At 55.6% G+C, this 20,108-nt stretch carries 6 protein-coding genes and 1 pseudogene; 4 read left to right on the forward strand and 3 right to left on the reverse strand.

The window, feature by feature from the left end; genetic code table 11:
* Window positions 1-34: 34 nt before the first annotated feature.
* On the reverse strand, window positions 35-13,870 hold the full coding sequence (locus tag Poly59_RS27280; RefSeq protein ID WP_186776556.1) for a dockerin type I domain-containing protein: 13,836 nt from the start codon (window positions 13,868-13,870) through the stop codon (window positions 35-37).
* A gap of 1,004 nt (window positions 13,871-14,874) precedes the next feature.
* On the opposite strand from Poly59_RS27280, the gene Poly59_RS27285 reads away from it, so the two are divergent.
* The 4 genes and pseudogenes from Poly59_RS27285 to Poly59_RS27300 form a co-directional block, all read left to right on the forward strand.
* A complete protein-coding gene (locus Poly59_RS27285; RefSeq protein ID WP_146537249.1) occupies window positions 14,875-15,288 on the forward strand; it encodes an RNA polymerase sigma factor in 414 nt (137 codons plus the stop codon).
* Window positions 15,285-15,881, forward strand: coding sequence for a hypothetical protein (locus tag Poly59_RS27290; protein ID WP_186776557.1), 597 nt, complete (start codon window positions 15,285-15,287; stop codon window positions 15,879-15,881). The genes Poly59_RS27285 and Poly59_RS27290 overlap by 4 nt, the downstream gene beginning before the upstream one ends.
* Window positions 15,851-16,666, forward strand: a complete 816-nt coding sequence (locus Poly59_RS27295) for a hypothetical protein (RefSeq protein WP_146537251.1) — start codon at window positions 15,851-15,853, stop codon at window positions 16,664-16,666. The genes Poly59_RS27290 and Poly59_RS27295 overlap by 31 nt, the downstream gene beginning before the upstream one ends.
* Window positions 16,667-16,729: 63 nt before the next feature.
* Window positions 16,730-16,993: pseudogene (locus Poly59_RS27300) on the forward strand (sulfatase-like hydrolase/transferase); the annotation flags it as partial.
* A 2-nt stretch (window positions 16,994-16,995) separates the two neighbouring features.
* Here Poly59_RS27300 and Poly59_RS27305 read toward each other — a convergent pair.
* Together Poly59_RS27305 and Poly59_RS27310 are read right to left on the reverse strand one after the other, a co-directional pair.
* Window positions 16,996-18,177, reverse strand: a complete 1,182-nt coding sequence (locus Poly59_RS27305) for an ISAs1 family transposase (RefSeq protein ID WP_146537569.1) — start codon at window positions 18,175-18,177, stop codon at window positions 16,996-16,998.
* Window positions 18,178-18,367: 190 nt separating this feature from the next.
* Window positions 18,368-19,879: an SDR family oxidoreductase gene (locus Poly59_RS27310; RefSeq protein ID WP_146537252.1), complete on the reverse strand. Its 1,512-nt coding sequence runs from the start codon at window positions 19,877-19,879 to the stop codon at window positions 18,368-18,370.
* Window positions 19,880-20,108 lie beyond the last annotated feature (229 nt).

The following is a 20,108-nucleotide window of genomic DNA, read 5'->3' on the forward strand; positions in this document are numbered from 1 at the left end:
GGGAAACTGCATGGAAAGATTCCTGCACCGCTGTTCAGCTCAAACCATTCAAGTCGCGAGCAATGAGGTCGTAACAACTTTCGTCATCCTCGTCGTCGTTGTCCTCGATGCCGCCCATCCACCATCCCAGGGCATCAGTCTCGCGCTCGCCTTCCGGAAGTGTGTTCGTTTTCACGTGTTCACCCGAACTGGATGCTTGCCTTGCTAAATGATTGATCACCCGCAAAGCATCCAGAGCGGAAAGTCGTCCGTCGCCCGTCACATCATAAAAAGGCAATGTCGACCGATACGGTCGCGCACCAAGCCGATCCGAATTTCGTCGTGCGAGCTCGTTAATCACAACCAATGCGTCGATTGCAGAAACGGAATCGCTCTGGTTGACGTCATAAATCGACCCTGGGTTCTGCCAGACGAGATCGTTGGATTCGATCGCAATGTCAATCAAATGCGTCACCTCGTGTTGCCGTGATTGTGGATCAGTCAAAATGACTTGGATCTCTACCGATTCTCCCTCGTCCGTGCTCAGGAATTCGCCCGATTTCAATCCGAGCGTACCATCGGCATACTCAAATCGCGGATCACTGATTGAAGCTTCTGGAGCATCGACACCGTGAAGACGTAGCGTGCTGACTGGGAGGCCGCTGATGTTCTCATCCGCAATCGTCTTTATTCGATGGGTAGTTTCGCCGGGACCGGACGTGGATACGATGACATTGCACAACTCGACTCGCGAGATTTCATTGTTTCCAGACCCGGCGTCGATGGTAAAGCAACCTCCTTCGACGACAATCCTGTCATCGCCTTCGTGGGTTTCCACTCGCAACAATCCGGACAAAGATTTCGGCTTGGCAATGACGGTGTCGTCACCGACGGTACCAGCCACGACCGTCTCGGCAGCGTCCACTGTGCCCAGAATCTCGGAACGCTGAGAAACGAACCGGAGCAATTGCGCTGATCGAATGGAAACTCCCTCTGGCAAATGAATTGCCGCTGCTCCGCTCAGTAGTATGTCGTTGGCGGTAAGTTCTTCGGCGATCGCAATCGATTGACTCGAATAGATCGACAAGTTGCCCCCTGCAGCCAATCCGCTAGCGCCTTCCGCACGCGTCGGACTCGCACCAGCCCCGGCCTCTTCGCCTTCAGCTATCGCGGGCGAGTCGACAACGCCACCGATCGTCAGGTCACCTGTGTTTTGCAGATAAACACCACCGGTCACGGATGCACCTTCCAACGATCCGGCAGTCATTTCAATCGGATTGTCTTGCGTTCCAATCCGATCACGAGCGAATAACCAAAGCTTTTCAGTTTCGATCGCTTCCTGACCAATCATAGGTGTCAGAATGCCCCCGGTCAGAGCAGCGAAGAAAGTGGTTTGCCCGGTTTGAGCGCCGCCAAGATAGAGGTCACCTTCGGTTTCATTGACGTACGTGTTCAGTAGACTCGCGACCTCCAAGCGCGGCATAAGATAGTCGAGAATAAAGACTGAGCCTTCGCCACCGGAATTCGTGCCGATTTGATTGATATCCAATTCATTAGCAGCTTGCCCAATCGTTCCGCCCAACGACTGTAGCTTGATCCACGAACCAACGATGTCGGCCACCGGGTTGCCCGCAATACCGGGAGCATCGACAGCGGTCGGATCCATCGGATCGACAACGTCAACCGCATCGATAATTGACCCATCGGCACGCAAATGAACTGGACGACCGTTGCTTGCATTCGGATTGGTCACGGTGCTGATCTGACGGACGTTCAAGTCCCCGTTGTTCTCCGAGAGCAAGATGCCGTTGTCCGCGATCGCCGTCACACTGCCGCCGACTTCAATATCCAGATAGTTCTCGCCCACGACAAAGCCACTGATGCCGTCACCCATTTCGCCGATTCCACCACCAGATCTCAAGAACAGATCGCCCGCGGCTTTGATGTTGGTTTGCGGAGAATCCCAAGCGTCCGCGATTCCAAATTCGGTCGTCACGTCGATCAGCGACGTCGCCGAAAAGAGTTGGTCGATGAATAAATCTTCGCGTCCGAGGAACGGTACCGGATCGGATTGTTCTTGCTGGAGAACGATTGCACCTTCGGCACGCACGGTCAGTGTGTTGTTTCTCGTGACGTCAAAGAGAAGCGGAGCACCTGTTGTACCAACGTTTCCCTCCGCCGATTCCAGCAGCAGATTTTGACCGCGGACATGAGCGACATCGACTTGGTTCGGTTCACCGAGCAGGTTGCCGTCGATCTTGATCCGCAGGCTGCCAACCCCGTCGTCCCGAAGACTATGCACGCGGCCAATCGTTAGATCGTCCATCGACCCCAGGTAAATGTCGCCACTGGCGATCGCATGGATCGCACCGTCGGTTTGGACGTCGATGTCCTCGCGGCGAGCCACTCGGATATGCGTCGCGTCCTCGCGATCGATCTTTGGCGAGAGCGTTCCTTGGCCCAAATCGCGATAGCTAACTTCGGTACCTGATTCTGAAAACGTCTCGAAGATCAGCGTGCGGCCGCTGTCTTCCATCCGGCGCACTCGGTACAGACCTTCGTAATACCGATCGGCAAAGTCGTTCGACAAGTCCAGGTACACTTCTTGACCGGCGACAACACCGCGCTCGCTCCATGTGCCGTTGGCGTCATTGGTCAGCCGGAGCGCGACGACAGTTGCATCATTGCCATCCTGATAACCTCGGCTTGATCCCGTTACGTCAATCGGGGCGGTCGACAGGTACAGCAGATCCGACTGGCGGGCCGCGGCAAGCAACGCTTGCTGTTCGATGGAGATGGTTCGTGTTCCGCCTTCGCTGGGCAATTCGACAAAATGGGGTTCCCCTTGCAAGCCAATGCTGGCGTTTTCGCCAGGCGAGTCTAATCCTGCGCTCAGTCGGATTTCCGATGCGATGATATTGGGTTGCTCCACGACAAATTCGGTGTCAGTCACCTCCACAAAGTTGAAGGTATTTTGCAGTTCGTCGATCGTCCACTTGCGCATCGTCGCGTCGATCTGCGCTAGGTCATCGCCCGTGGCGGTATATCGGAAATTTGGATCGAACGTATCGCCCAATGATCCGTACTCATCCTGCAGCACGTGGTACTGAGTCGTGCGTGAAGTTTCGAGCGTCGCGATGACCTGCGGATCGTCATAAAACGGACGTTCAATAGGGCTTAGTTCGATCGAGTGCGTTGGGTCGTAGAGAGTTGGGTTTTCTTGCGTATTTCGCAATCTCCAATAGGCGTTGTATTCCAGTGTTTTGGCATTTTCCAGCGTCTCAATCCGAGCAGTTCGCTTGTTTTCAAAGCCAATGTCGTTACTGATCGCGTCATCACTGGTCAATTGCAGAGACTGCCAAACCTCCCGTAGTTCAAAGGCGTCACGATCATCGAGATCGTCCGAAGTCCGTTTGTCGACAACGCTGGAGCCGCCAAACGTTTCAATCGAAACCAGACCGCCTGCCTGGATCGCGTCAACGGGAAGGTCGGTGTAGCGGACTTCCAGAAAAATGTCGTCCCGCGCTGACCCATTGAAAGCATCGATTGCGGCAATCAGAAGTGGACTTTCCGCTGTACCAATGCTTCCACCACCAGCGATTAATTCCACACGGGTTCCGACAGCAGAGCCGAAAACAGTTTCTTCGCCAGAAGGCAGGTACGAGGGCAAAATTGAATCGGGGGCTTCCAGCTTTAGACTGCCCGAACCCGTCCCAACGCTATAGACGAACAGGTCGCCAGTCACCTCGCGAACGTTTGCTGACGCAGCGTCGATATCGAGCGATGGAATGAAACGGTCGGGTTGCCACAAATCGCCATTCGCGAAATCGGTTTGCGAATCGATTTCCAAGCGTGTACCGCGGAATCGATAGCGCTGACCGACCACTCCGCCCCCTTGGTGCTCGGGTGCGACCATCACAGTCTGCCCCCCGTAAACGACGGCATCGCCCGAGGTGTGATCAAACACTGCGTCGTTTGTCTGTTCGATCCTAAGCGGATCAGCCTCCGAACCGAGCTCCGAATGTCCATTGAGAATGACACGGCGACCGCCAATGATTCCGAAGCGATCTCCTTGAATCGTTCCACCAGTACTTTCGGTCGAATTTACTCTGGTCAAGCCCGTCGGATTGACCACCCGACCTGCAAAAAACACGTCGCCTGCAGATTCAATGACGACAGAGCCTTCCTGGTAGCCGACGAAACGGATTTGAATGTCACGGTCAGCTTCGATCGAATGCGTGCTGATTCGCTGAGTCAGACTCTCCTCGACAGTACGCGTGTAATAGTCTTTGTTCCAATTTAGGAACCCAGACCAATCCGTCCATCGGTCGACCACTTTCTCGCCGCTGGTCGTTGTAAGCTTCCGACCCGAATGCAGGTAGTTGGCGGTACTATCATCGAAAGTAAAGTAGCTGCCCGCATCGACGACTTCCGCGTCGTAATTCCTTACCGTGGTATTGACGGTGTTGTTTTCGCCGTCGGGAGCAAAAGCATCAATTGCGCCCAGCCAACTGGAGGTTTGATAAACTCGATCCGTTCGAGTGCCCGTGTTCTCGGCGATGGACCATTCGTACCGCAATCCATCGGCGGGTTGATAAGCGATGTCGGAAAGATCTTCGTAGATCGTCTCGGTGCCTTCGACATCTTTCACCACGACATTTCCCTCCTGGCGATAAATGGTCGTTTGAGATAATTCGGGGCTGTTCAAAGGCGTGCCAGGGATACAAATGTCACCAAACAATCCGGTGACACACCTTTCCGGCATTGGCCCCTTGGTCTGATCGTTCAAGATGATCGTCCCGGCGCCGCGATCACCGACGTCGAGCCGTCGTATCTCAATCGGGTATTCGGTTTGGTTGTCAATTTCGAGATGCGAGTATCCGCCCAGCACACGGATTTCCCCGCTGTGCGTATTGGCAATGTGGCCGTTAATCTCCACGAACCCGCCCCCGGCCCGTAGTTCTTCGACAACGATTCGGCCGCTTTCGGGGTCGTACCAAACCCCAAAATCTTCTGACCCGCCGAGATGATCGTTCGGATCAAAGTCAATCCGTTGGTTCAACGTGTTCGCCGCAATAGCGCTCGCCACATCGTCGCCAAGCGTCAATTGGTAATCCTGTTGGCCGCTTTCGATCAGGCTGTTGATATTCACGTACTGGGCGGAGATAAAAATGCGATTTGCGTACAGCCGACTTTCGGGGTAGCCCGTCTCGATGAAGGCGTTGTACTCGGCTGGTCGGAGCCATTGCCGCGTCTCGCAGGGAACAAATAGGTTGGTGATGCAGCCCGCAGGCAATTGCTCGGTGATCCCGTCAAGGATCGGCTGAATCCTCGCATGCTCGGTGGCGCCCTCGAACGTGGCTCGTCCGCTGGACAAATCGATCGTCAACGTGCCTTGGTTGCCCGCCGTAATCGTTTGCGAGAACACTTCGATCGGTGCGTTGATAATGATATCTCCAGCTCCGGAAGCCGGATTCATCAGGGTCAGGTTACCGCCCAGGCTTTCGATGGGACCACTGACCGTGATCGACGGCCACAGAACAGGTGCAACGCCAACTCGCAGGTCTTGTGCCAAGGCCCGATTCTCAATCAGGATCACCGGGCCGGCGGTTGATGACGGGGTTTCGTCGCCATTGATCGTCACGCCGCCGTTCCGCTGGGGAATGAACAGCCCGGTGGTTTCAATGAAGACGCCCGAGTGGTTGATGATCTCAATTCCCGCGTCGCCTGGTGCGTCCAAGTCGCCAGTGCCGAGAAACTCGCCAGCGGTGATTGTGATCGATCCCGCACGCGCTTGGATCGGATCGAGCACTACGGTCAACTTTGTTTGTTCGATCCGCTGTGGCGCGGAAGCTCCCGTCGGTGTCTCTGACAGTCCTTGAGCGGCCAATTGCTCTTCCATGCGATCGATTTCGTTTTGGTATTGATCGACCAACGTCTGGTTGTGCTGGTGATCGACCATCAACGACCTCAAGCGGCGGATTTCCGCGATCAACGGCGACGTAACATCTGACAACTGAAGCTGGTAGCTAATGTCGCCAGCCGAATCATCCGACAGAGTCAACGCAAAACCGGCGTCGGCAAGTTCGTCCGGTTGGACCGATAGAATTTCTAGGCGTTTGACTCGGTCCAGCCCGGTTCGCACCGTTCCGTCGACAATCACTTCGCTCAGAGTCGACTCGATCGCATTTCCGGCTGTTTGCTCTTGGCCCCCTTCGCTAAACAGACCCTCCACAAAATCGACTGCGCCGCTGACCCAACTGACCGACTTCGCCGTGGCTTTCGGATCATTCCGCTCGGAGTCTTCCGCATCCAAAACAATGTCGCCCCCGCTTTCAGTGACCGCCCCCGATCCGATTTCGATACGGTTGGTCGTGACGAGCGTTGCCATGGCGGTCGAATCTTGAATGGGGATCAAGCTGGCCGCGAACGCGTCCAATCGCGAAGTGATGTCGTGACGATCCGCGTGGCCTGCCAAGTTCGTTCCAGCCAACAAGCGAATATTGCCCGCCGCAGTTAAGCGTCCGTCAATTGCCAAGGTGTTGATCGGTCGCAACTGCACGGTCGCATCTCCGACTTCGACCGACAAAGCTCCAAAGACTTCGGTACTTGCCTGAACGTGTGCATTGCCCACGCTGCGTGCCGAAATGGTCAGAGCAGCCAGCGTATCGACAGTCGCGTTGGGAGCGATCGTGATGCGCGCGGTGTGATCGCTTAAACCAGGAAACAAATCAGGGAACAGACCGGAGGCAATCGACGATCGTACGCCCGCGCCACTGGCCAGCCCGCCACTGCGTACCGTCAGACTGTCTCTCGCATCGACTTGGTTCAAAGCGTGCAAGTTTACCTCTCCGGTCGCATCCACATCAGCGGAATCGTTCACCAGCACCTCGGTCGTCAAATCCAATACCGTTTGGCTGGTGACGCCCAAACCGCCAACGATCGCACCAACGGTCGCATTGACGTTATCGCGGTCCTGCGAAAGAAAACTCGAAGTTGATTTTTCGATCCGGTTGATGGCAGTGGCATCCACTTTGCCTGCCGACACGACGGCGCCTTCACCGAACTCGCTGCGCACGACCGCGCTGGCCAGATTGTCCAATCTTCCGCCAGCTCCCGAAACAAACCCAATACCCGTCGCCGAAAGCACGGTGTCGAAATTGGCAAGGTGATTCGCACGCATCCGAAAATCACCGGACAACGTCAATTCCGCTGCGTCACCGATACTCGAAATGGTTTCGGTATCGCTGGTCGTTTTCGCGGTCGCCGACGCTGCCGATCCGATGCCTCCGCCACCTGCGACCGAATCGGCAAAACTACGATCGATCGAAGCCGCATTGATTGAAAGCTGGTCGCCTGTAATCACCACATTGGAACCAACTCGCGCGATGTCGCTGCCACGGTCGGTCGTGCTCGCTCTAGTCGAACCAACCGCTACGCTTCCCAGCGCCAAACCGCTCGCCTCGGCATAGTGTTGTGAGCTTCGGCGTGCGAACATGTCGATGTCGTCCACCATCAGCGTCGATCCATCCGCGATCTCGGCCAGCACGTCGATGGTGTTTTCAACAAATGCAGTGCTTGCGTCCACGCCCAATAGCAAACCACCACTTGAGCCCTGTGCCATCGCTTTGGACGCGACAGCTTGGTTCAGGTCGGCCCGTTGCCGCAGTGTGCCCGCCTCGAATCGCTTCCCGTCGGAATCAAGCAAAGCGGTCACGGAGCCGGACAGATTCACGCGGGCGGATGAAACCCCGACGGCGGCTCCGATTCCAATGTTGACCGACCACCCGGAAGCCCGCGCGAAGGCCGTCGGATTGGCGGTCGCGATGATATCCACCTGACCCGCTGACACATCGCTGTGAACAATTTCCGCGGTGGCGTTGGGAGTGATGTTGCTGACCGCCACGGACCCACCAGCAGCCAGGGAGAGGATCGCCAACGAGCCATTCCACGCGTGCGTTTCAGCATCGGAAATCGAGGTGTTGGTTGAGAGGACTTCTAAGGCGGAATCGGGAAGGTTCAGGTCGCTCGACGTCACGGCTGCCCGCGTGGTCGACGCGATGACACTGTGACTTTCCGCGCCGCCTCCTGAGACTGAAAAAGAGGCAAACGATAACGCCAAACCTACAGCTCCTGCGTGAGCGTCCGCCTTTGAAGTTGCGTTTTCACTTGCAACCACGCTTAACGACTGACCGTCTGCCAATTCCGATAGCGACGTGTCGCTAAGCGAGGCCGAAACGTTGTTTTGAATTTCGGTCACCGCTCGGGAGACGGCAATGGAAATCGCAGCCGCACCGCCGGCCCCCGCTGATGCGGTCAAGGCCAACGAGTCAACCCGGGCAACCACGTCGCTCGTATCGTCTGCGCTGACAATCGCACGGTCGGCCGTGATACCGCGCACACCACCAACAGCGCGTTCGCCGTCGACAAACGCCGATACGTCACTGCGAAGTTCGTTGAATGCGCCACCACCCGCACCCGCACCGGCGACACCAATGTTGCCTAGTGCCCCGGCCATGGCATCGGACTGTACAACAGCGTCGACGTCATCGTTGCTAGTTGAAAGAACGGAGAACACCGAACCGGCATCGATCCGGCTGTCACGAACAAACGCCTGGATTTCGGAACGATATTCCGGAGCGTCGTCAATCGGGTCCAATGACACAACTTTGTTCGTGGCGATCGAGATGCCGATGGCCGCCCCACCACCGATGTTGCCGCCTGCCAAAGAAGTCGCTTGTGACAAAATATCCGCTCGAACGGTAGCGTCTCGCCTCGCATCGACGGTGGCATCGCCGCCGGCGATGACGGTGCTGTTACTCACGCGAGCCGCTGTCGATGCGGACAACCAATTCTCTGCGGCCGTCCCCGCACCCGAAACCGCGATTCCTGCGCCAGCGGCGATCCCGGCGGCATAAGATGCCGCAACCGCTTCGGCAACAAGATCGGTATCGCTGAACGCCTTCACCAACACGCTTTCGCGCGCGTTGATGAAGGTCGCAATGTCGTTTGCGTTTGTCACCGCAGCTTCCACCGTGTTGCGGTTCTCGTTCTTAGCAATGGTGATTCCGATCGGAACCGTGACTCCGGCACCCCCAGCCCCCACCGCGCCGACGGTGGTTCCGAGTGTTCTGGCGGAGAGTGATGATTCGTCATTGGCTTTCACGCCAACGTTCGCTGATTCCACCTGACTCGATTCAATATGCGCAGTGATTGCCCTTTCCATGTCGTTATGTGTTCCCGACCCAGCACCCGCCAGTGCAACGCTAACGCCGGCGCCAACGGCCGCGCCGCCAGAGACGCTGTCTGCATAGGCCGTCAAATTCGTAGAGTCCGTAGCGTTTACTTCTAAATCGCCACTGATCGTCAACGCCGAATCCGAGACGCTTGCGAACGTTTGCCCCCGCACCTCGTTGAAACTCAAACCGATGCCAAGCGAAACCCCGGCAGCGATTCCAGGATTTGAAGTCACGCCAATTCCGAAGCCGGTCGAATTGGCGATGACCGTGCTTTGGTTCTGAGCGGAGACAGTCAAGGCCGCCGCGTTGATGTCACTATTCATTACATCAGCGATCACATCTTGCTCTACCCAATTGCGTGCCGCCGCGCCGGCCCCTCCCAGCGATCCACCCGGTGTAGCACCACTGCGCAGCGACGCTGCGCCGGCCAGTGCATCGCTTTGAATCGTCGTTCCCGTCAGTGCGATCGCCTGGACATCACCTGCTGTGCTCGAACCATTGTGAATCCGACTGTTGTCCAATCGAGCCAACACGTCGGAGTCGACGTCGTTGATCCCGACACTAACGCCAAACGATAGTGCGACTTTACTACCAATGCCTGCCGAGACGGCCAAGCCACCAGCGTCTGCTTTGACCGAAGCGGATTCGACTGCCTTCACTTGCGCGTCGCCGATGGCCTTGATCTCGCTGTCACGAATCATGGCAACCGTATTCAGATCGACATCATTGACGACGACCGCTCCCGCGGCGGCAAGATTCAACTTTGCATTGGTTGCCAATTGCAAGGCAAACGATCCGCCGATCACCATCGCGTTGACTTGCAACGAAGCATCCGAGTCTTCATCACCCGCATGCACGGAAATCGACTCAGCAGTCACATTTTGATGGTCAACGAGGGCTTGGACATCGGATGACACCGTGTTGATGGCAACGGGAACAGTTAACGCGATCGCGCCAATCGATCGTCCGCCATTGGCTTTGCGAGTCGTCGCTCCGCCTTTTCCGTTCTCCGGTTCCGCTTCACCGATACCCTGCAATGCACCCGAGATCGTGAGCGCAGAAACCTCACCCGCAGCGATTGCATGGACAGACACATCGTCGGTTACTTGGATGGTCGCGTCCAATGGTGCAGTGAGTGCCTCTTGGTCGATGCCGTTCTCACGTCCGATGAACGCCGCGACGTTTTGATCGACATAATTGACGGCAACCGAAGTTCCGACCCCAGCTTGTTTGCCCTTCAGGATCGCACCTGCATACGCCACTCGATCGACACGATCCAAGGCATCGACGTTCAGCGATGCTGCCTCGATGATGGCACCATCGTTGATTGCGGCCGTAGTACTTGTCAAGAGATTGGAGTTGGCGATCGCGGCTGAAAACCCCAGCCGTGTTGATCCGGTTCCGGTTTGCACAAAAGCGAAGTTGTAAAAGTCCGACTCGGCGATGACATCGATCTCGCTCCACGCGTCGACGCGTGCGTTTTCTCCAATCGTGGCTGACGTGGTGTTGTCCGCTGACGTGATAAGCAGCGTCCCGCCTGCTGCATCTTTGCCTGACACCCCAAGCGGATTCACCAGATCGGTCAGAAAGTCGGTGAAGCTGGATTCCGTACGAAGTTGGTTTCGCTGGATCGCCTCGGCCAGTCCCGGCAAGCTGAGATTCAGTGATGCCATTTGGCCGGCCTCCAACAGGAAAGCGTCCAAGCCAGCATCGACCAGCACCGATTGCCCCATGCTTTCTTGATTCAGTGAGGCACCACTTTCGATCCGAGCGATCGAACGATTCGTGTAGTCGGTCACGACCACACCGACCGCAAGCGACAGTGGACTCTTGCTGCCATCGGCCAGCGTTCGCGTCTGCACGTTCAGCAAGTTCGACAAGCCAAGCGTGCCATCGATCAATGCCTGGACCGTGGACATGCCGCCCGCGCCGACGGTCGAAGCAAAGTTGACCCCGTCGCCACGGTTGCCGACCAAGATCGGATAACTGACGTTCGAGCGAACCGCGGTCTGCCCAGACGCGTTGGTACTTTCGCTGGCCATGATCGCGATCGCTTCGTTCTTGTAGACACCAACGCCGATCGACGAAGCGTACTCTCGATCGTCGCTTTCTTCGTTTAGCGCGTTGCGAGTCGATTCGGCAACGGTCGACAGCCGAGCCCGTTGCACGATCTCGGCATCGACTTCGATATCGCCCTGTGATCTCAGAACTGCTGTCTTGGTCACGGTCGCATGAACTTTGTGATCGAAGTACGCGACGGCGATGCTGCTCGCGACATCCACACCTTCGTCAGAGTCCGCATCGGTTTCAGTCGACTGCTTCGCTGGGGCAATCGAGTTCGTGTTGAGCTTCGTGCGTAATTCGTCGATGAAACCATAGCCCGCAGCACCGATGGAATCGACTTGGCCCTGAACGGCTCCCGAGATCACAGCAGTCCACGGCTGTTTGCCGCTGGTCAAATTGACGCCCGCATCGACCCTATTGGTCGCGTCGAGCGATGCGTTGATCGAAATGCCCGCCGGGTCTGCTCGTAGGAATGAGGCATCTCCACTGCCGGTGACCAGGTCAACGACCTGAGCTTGCAGCGCCCCCGCTTTGGACGTTGCCAAACGAATCCGATCCGGATCGTGCGAGTCGACGACCACGTAGTAACCGGTACGCGTTTGCAGACCGCGAATCGGCGCGTCTGGCAACATGATCTCACCAAGCAACTCGCTTTCAATAGTGATACTGCGATTGGGATCGGTGTCGTAGAAAACGAGATCACCGGTCACGAATCCATGTCCAGGTGACAGTTCGATTGAATCACTGTGCCGATCCACCACGCCATCACTAGCAGGAACGAAGTTTACGCCCGGCTCTTCATAATAGAATCCGTGGTTCTCCGTATGACTTGGAGTGATGAAATCGATGAATGCCGAATCACCCGGAAGCCGCAGTTTGTATTGATCACCAACCGCCACCACTTCGTATTCCTGGTTCTGTGTTAGGCCCGTGATGCCTTCTAGCATCGGTTCCTCTTCATCGGCCTCGACATCCGGACTCTCCGGCCCCAGATAGATCACTCGCGCAATACCGCTCGGCAGCGACATGGTGATCAATCCGTCGCCGCTTCCCAACTCGCTTGCGATGGAGGTGGTTGCAACCGAAGCAACCATGGGACGACTGAGTGAATGCACGCTATCGGCGGGAACCTGCCTCGCGTCGATCGAAAGGCTGCTCGCTTGGATCAAGCGAACTCTTTGATCGACGGTCCCATCCAGATTGTCGATGGGATCGGACACGCCATGAACGAGATACGTGACGCCGTCAATGAGCCCAAAACTGCTTGCTGCATCGGCCGTATACGTCAGTTGTTCACCGACTTTCAGCGGGCGTTCGATCGGCGACGTTAACGTTAGTTCATCAGTGCTTGCATTCACAATCGCGGCGTCCAACGAAAGAATGTGGTCGCCGCTTTCCGAGTTGCTGGTGATCGCACCAGCGACTTCGGCGGTTACTCTCGCGTTGTCCACACCTACGACGGCTGAAAAGCCCAGCGTCCCATCGTCAAAGACAGCCGCCGTCGACTTCACTTGGTTGACGACTTCTGCATGAGCGTCGATCGTGACGTCCGCAGCCACGATCTCAACCGACGAGTCCACCGTGATCACCGAAGTCTCATCCGTGAGCGCGAGTGCCATGTTGAAGGCTGTCTTGACGCGATTGGATGGTGTCGCGCGCGAGTTTGCTTCGGTTCGTGAAGTAACTTCAGCGGTGCTAGTGGCATCGGTAAAGATGTTGACCGCTCCACCAGCGTGAACCATTGATCCCGACATCAACTCGATGGTCGCCGACGAATCCGAATGACTAAATCCGACGGACACCAATACGGAAGCGTCATTTGCATTGATCGCAAGTGCATTGAACGAAGCATCGGCTACTGCTTGAGCATCGATCGTGACGTCACCCGAACTCACGATCAAAGTGTTGTCGACTAAAATGTGCGCGGTTGCGGCATGCACCTTCGCTTGTCCCGACAACGGGCTAATGGAGCTGATGCCGACTTGCGGAATCGATTGCAGCTGATTCAAGAGTTCCCCTGCAATCACGTCTTGATAGCCGGCCAGTTCGTCCCATCGGGAGTTTGTGCTACCGTCCGCGGTGATCAGAACTTCGCTGCCCGAAATCATCGAACCCCGCATTACGATCGATGCATCACTATTGGCAACCGTCGCCGGAGAACTTCCTTCGCTGAAGAGATAGTCAACGAGGTCTGGACGGTCCGCGGCGCTAAAGGCAATCAAGCTGTCGGACATCAAACGTGCCCCATCGATCACGATCGAAGCCGCCAAGACCTCAAGTCGTTTGCTGCCCAGATCGATATCGGAATCCACTAGCAGCGAGCCGGCACGAATGTCGATCAGCTCTTCAATTTCATAAATCGGAGTTCGCTGAATTTCCTGTGGGATTTGCCCAGCGACGACATCTGTCGCAACGACGATTTCATCGTTGTCTCGCCAAAGCTCCAGCGCCAAATCGGGCCGATTGACGACGAAATCGGCCGCCAGCAACCGCCTTTTTTCAAGCGTCTCGAATTGCCTCAGAGTTCGCCTGCGACGCCCAGGAGTGCGGAGTTTCGAGATTCTCGCTCGTTCTTGACGATTCAACATCGATCTGGCTGGAAATGGGACGCGGATCAAGGCCTCGAGCAACGAGGCTCTACCCACCGTGTGACATTCGCACTTTCCAACCCGCCAACAAAATAAAAGATATTTTTGTTCCCGCCCATTTCGTGTCGCTTCGCCACCTTGGTTTCGACGGAACGACAGTGACATGGCTCAGTCACTCCGAGTCCATGTGTCCTACAGCAACGTTCTTCCACGAAACGCAATTTGTTCCCGACGAATTCGACGTTTCAGGACCATTAGCGCGGGTAGCACTTGTTCCTGGCGGGCGACAATTTCGATAGCTCCTTTCCAAACCCGCGGAAGCCGAACCCGTTTCAAAAGCTCTCTTCGCACAGTTTATCCACTTTGGAACACTGACTGCCCTCACGCAAAAACGTCGTCAATGCCAGGCGAAAACAGCCCTCTACTGAATGGTTGCACACTACGCGATACGGCGATTTCATGGCTCAATATCGAGGCCGGCATTCTCACGATTTCAGCAGAACGCTGACTTGTGCAAAAGGAAGTCAATCGGAGATTCATTCACACGATCGCGACACTGACGGCTCGGAGACTTCTTGCCAATGCATTTGATGGCGTTGTTTTCCGGGTGTCTCCCAAATTTTGGTGAGTTGGTTGTATAGAAAGAACTCGCGACTTCGTAGAGATAATAAGACGTACAAAAGCTGATCTTTCGCGATTGCGGTCAGCTTATGGTTCATCGAGTCCTTTGTCTCGACCAGAATCAGGCAAGTGCGAGCATCGAGAGCAGACGGAGACGGAGACGGGACTTAATCGCGGCGAAGCTGTCTGTACACAAGGTGTCGAACGAAATCTTGGTTTCGATCTCAGTGTCCAAAGATCGGACAAGATGGACGGCTGAGTCAATTTAGATCAACGGTGAGATGTTAGACGCAAAAGAAATCACGACGTGCATGTTGCGAGAACGGGTCGGGCTGACCGCGTTCATTTATACGGTGACAAGAAATTAACATCTTGCCGAGGACGTGTACCAAGAAACCTGCATCAAAGCGCTGGAACAGGCGGGGGCTGTCGAATCCAAACAACACCTGCTGCGGTGGTTTCACAAGGTGGCCCGAAATCGAGCCATCGACATTCTGCGAGCGCGTGGTGAGAACGTGATGCAACTCTCGGATCAGACTTTGGCGATCTTGGAAGAGGATTGGGACTCGCGAGAGAATTCTCGCCGTGCTGATCTGATTGATGCGCTATCTCGCTGTCTGGACGTGTTGACTCCTCGAAGTCGCGAAATGATGTCGCTGCGATACTTTCAAGATCGATCGGGGGTCGAGATTGCCGGGATGACCGGTACGAAAGTGACCTCTGTCTACCAGACCATCGCGCGTGTCCATAAAGCATTGGCTGAGTGCCTGCGAGAACAACCGGAGTACCAATCTTGATGGATGATCAGTCGTATCAGCGATGGCTCGAACAAATCGCCGCTTATCAAGATGGTTCGCTTAGCAATGAACAACTGCGGGAGTTTGATCAAGCACTTCAAGCGGATGAGCAGAAACGTGCCATTTTTATCTCAGTGCATGAACCGACGATTGGAGTGATGGAGGTGCTGCGAGCACGGTTCGTGGCGAGCGAGGAAAGCAGTGCTACTGGATCGGGATTGGTTCCTGGTGTTTCGTTTTCGCCTCGCCGCTCGACGCTCCTACTTGCAAGCGGAATCGTACTTTTTCTCTTGATAGGCTTCTTTTGGTGGGCCATTCACGACGACGCGTTTTCGGGGCAGGTGGCTGAAGTCACTTACGAAAAACAAGCTGTTTGGCAAACGGCTTCTAGCGACAAGTCCATTCGCGAGTTGACTTATCTGCAGCCAGCCACCAACTACATGCTCCGTTCAGGCATCACTCGAATCAAGATGAGCGATGGTGCAGTTGTTTCCATGACCGGTCCGGCAGCCTTCACTTTGGTCAACGGTCATGAAAACAGCTCGACTCCGGAAAAATGGCCGTGCGATTGCCGAATGAACAAAGCGCTCTGACGGTCCAAGTCAGTGACTTCGAATTGCGTGACTTGGGCACGTCCTTTGGTGTGACCGCCGCTCCCGAGGGTCGCGTCGATTTCGCGGTACTCGACGGCAAGGTCGCGGTCACGAAACGTTCGGAGTCGCCGCGACCGCAGGAGCAGATTTTTGTCGAAGGCGAGGCCTTTTCAGCGTCAGCCGAAAACTCTGTTCGCAACAAAATGCCCTTCGAGCCTGAACGGTATCAGGACATCTGGCCTCTTACCGTTGGAATCAACGAACTGTCGAACGTCATTGATTTCGTCGTCCCTGGTGCCACGAATCCACTTGGCGATTTGACAGATGATCACAAACTCTTCTTGATTCCAGAACAGCTGAATTGCCGGCTCGACCGCCCTGTCGAACTGTCTCTCATCCGGCCAGGACAGACTTGGCCTCAAGCGTCCGTGTCGCCGGTAAAGCTACCTTCCCGAGAGAACATCCGTAGCTACCTGCTGGTATACCAGCCGCAAAGCAGTCGCTTTGGGAAACGAATTTCATTGAGCGGCAGTGTGGAGTTCGAGCGACCGATTCTCGGTGTCGCGGCAACTCGATCACAGCTTGAGTCCACCGATGAACCATTCGGCCTGAAGACGATCGACAATGGAAAGCTGGCCTACCGGTATTTGGAAGAGCGGGATTCGGAGCGAGGCGAACTGCCTGCCGACACGATCTCGATTGACCCGAGCGGCCATCGACTCTTCTTTCATCTCAGCGTTGGTGCCGGCAAAGACCACTTGCGAGTGCTGGTGCAAGGCGACTGAGCGACACTTTTGCTGCACTCACGAAATTATCTCCAACTCCCCCATCATACGAATCATTTCCGCATGAGATCACCTTGTTTTATCCTGGTCGCCGTTTTGACGGTCGTTCCCTCGCTGGCTCAAGCGGAACGCCCCAACATCGTCCTGATCATGGCTGACGACATGGGCTATTCGGATGTCGGGTGCTACGGCGGTGAAATCAGCACCCCGCACATTGATGCGCTGGCCGATGGCGGGTTGCGGTTCACTCAGTTCTACAACACAGGCCGCTGTTGTCCGACTCGTGCGTCGTTGATGACGGGACTCTACCCACGGCCATCGCATCAAATTTAGGCTGCGAACAATAGTTTTTCGAGAAAGTCGGTGTTCCAGCCTGCCTTTTTACGCTTCTGCTTGAGACTTCGCTTGGTAGTGTCCCGCTTCAGAAGCGTCGTGACATACCGACGGGTAAACGTGAAATTGGCCGTCGCGTTTTTCGTGCGGATGCGGCTTGCATCGTCGTGGAACACAACGTCCATAACCCAATGCATCGACTCCACACTCCAGTGGCTTCGCACGCTCGTGGCGAACTCACTGACCTTCGCCGGTCGGCTGATCAGAAAGTAACGAACCTCCACGTTGCACTTGTCACCTTCTTCGATTTGGGTGATCGCTTGGCCAATGCTCGTGGCCCCTGCCCACAGATCTGTCATCGCCTTCATCTCCGACGGAATCGCACACACCGCATAGAAACGCTCTTCGCGACGAGCTCGTTTCTCATCGATCGTCTTCTTCGATTTCACGCCGTGTTTTGTCAGTCCCATCTCATGCACCAACTCGAAGTGATCGCGGATCGCTTCGGCCAGCTTGGGATGGTTGTCTTTGATCGCCAAGATGTAGTCGCCACCCTCGTCATGAATCTTCTTGGCGATCGACTTCTGAGCACCGATGGCATCGAGCGTGATGATCGTCCCGCGAACATCGATAAAATCGAGCAGCTCATCAATCGCCGTGATTTCGTTGGTTTTCGAATCGACTTCGGTTTGTCCCAGCGTGACACCATGCTTGGATGCCCAAGCCGATACGAAGTGAATCGCGTTGGATTTTTCGGCGTTGGTATAGGAACCCCGTGAGGTCTTTCCATCAATGGCGACGTGAACTGGCTGGTCGTCGGAGTCGCCCGCTTCATCGGCCTGGTTTTCGGCATCGTGATGCGTCCGACAAAGTTGCGTATGCCAGTAGAGTAACGCTTGTTGAAATTGGTCCGGTTTGATCAGCGATAAGACACGTCCAATCGTGTCGTGCGACGGGATTCCTTCGGGAAAGTCAGCAAAGCGACCGAGCCCGTCGAGCCGTTCGTTTCCGAAGCATTCGATCTCTTCGGGGCCATCAGCATCCGCGATCGTCGCGGCAACGACTAGAAACAAAATTGAACTCAGAGGGTGTATCGTTCGACCTGAAACACGCGGGGCATCGACTTGATCAAAGCAGTCATGAAACACATCGACTTGCGAAAGCATTGCCATCTCCATTGCAGGGCATGATTCAAACGAATTCACGCAATCTTTCGCCGGCGGGGTTCACCAAGGCAACCCTCGACCGAATACTTCGTTAGGATTTTGATACGATGGCCGTGGCGACGGTGCCGAGACTGATTTTCGTCTACGCCGAGCGTCACTATATACAGACTCGCGTTTTAACAACTCGTTGTTTTCTATTCGATCAAGCGAGCGGCTTTGTCATCGCTGAAACCTTGGCCGCGTCATCCAGAGGGCGATTTGCCTGTACGTTTCTGGCGATCCCCTTAAGCATCACGGGGAAGACGAGTCCATGCAACGGCAAGACAGCGTACCAGTAGGCGAGCCCCAAGAGACCTCGCGGGCGAAATCGAGCAGTCATGACAATCTTCGTTCTGTCATGAGATTCTTCCTCCAACTGAAATTCGAGTTCGGCCACGCCCGGCAACTTCATTTCCGCACGAAGAGTCAGCTTTTCATTTTCAACCAACTTTGTGACTCGCCAAAAATCCACCGGTTCGCCGTAGTGGAGGTCGCGCGGGTGCCGGCGGCCACGACGCAGACCGGGGCCACCGACCGCTTGGTCCATCCAGCCGCGAATACGCCACAGATAACCGGCTCCCCAATAACCCTTTGCTCCGCCAATGGATCGAATTTCCGCGAACGTCTGCTCCGCTGATCCGTGCGAGATAATTTCTCGTCGATCCACAAACGTTGTCCCACCCGCCCAATCAGGATCGCCAGGGATCTTTCCTGCCGTCGACCACCGAGTTTCGATGTCACCACTCTGAGTGCGACCAAGTGCGGCCTCGATCGCTTCCTCAATTCCAAGGCATTCTCCTGGCATCAGGTGAACCGCATCGTCATTGCGGCAAACCGTTCGGTTTTTCAATCCTTCCGCCAGCGGCCGCGCAATGCTACTACTGACCGGAGTCACCAAACCGATCCATAGACTGCTCAAACGCGGAGTCAGGACTGGAACCGGAAAAATGATTCGCCGTCGAAGTTTCAGCTTCTCCGCCATCACCTGCATAACGCTCTGATAACTCATAACATCGGGGCCACCAATGTCGATGGTCCGGCCTGCCGTTTCATGAACCTCAATACACTCAACGAGATACCGAAGTACATCGCGAATCGCAATCGGCTGAGTCTCCGTGTTCACCCACTTTGGCGTCACCATGATCGGCAGCCTCTCCACCAGATAACGCAACGTCTCAAATGAAGCCGAGCCTGACCCGATAATCATCGCCGCTCGAAAAACCGTCGCCGGAACGGGACCGGCTTGAAGTATTTCTGCGACCTCATGTCGACTATCGAGATGTTCTGAAAGGTCAGGCCCCAACTCGCCAAGGCCGCCCAAGTAGACGATTCGCTGGCAAGATGACTGCTCAACCGCTTCTCGGAAACTCGTAGCGAGCTCTCGATCTCGCTTCGCATACTGTCCCTTCGCTGACTTCATCGAATGGACAAGATAGAACGCAATGTCAACATCTTTCAGCGCTCGACCGATTGCTGTCGCGTCCTCAAGTTCCCCCGGCACGATCGTTACCCGTGCATCGCGGCTCCAAGCGAACTTTGTAAGCTTTTCCGGGCTGCGGACCAGACAGTTCACCGAATAGTCACGCTCGAGCAGGCGTCGGATCAGTCTACCTCCGACATAACCGGTTGCACCACAAACGAAAACACGACGGGAAGATGGTATTGATTTCGTCATACGGTCCAAGATTTCGGTGGGGAGCGACTCCGAGCAGAGCCTACCGGCAGCGCCTGCTCTGTTAGTGTCCCGGAAAGTTAACGCTGGCCATCATACGACGTAACCGATCCTCCAGACGACCAGCACCGCAGAGCGAAATCGCTTTGGAGAAAAAATCCAATGAGCACCGAACTTTCGGACGAGCTGATGTTGATCGCACCATCATGATGGCGTGAGACAACCGATTAAG

Origin of the sequence: Rubripirellula reticaptiva, assembly GCF_007860175.1 — a bacterium.
Lineage (GTDB): Bacteria > Planctomycetota > Planctomycetia > Pirellulales > Pirellulaceae > Rubripirellula > Rubripirellula reticaptiva.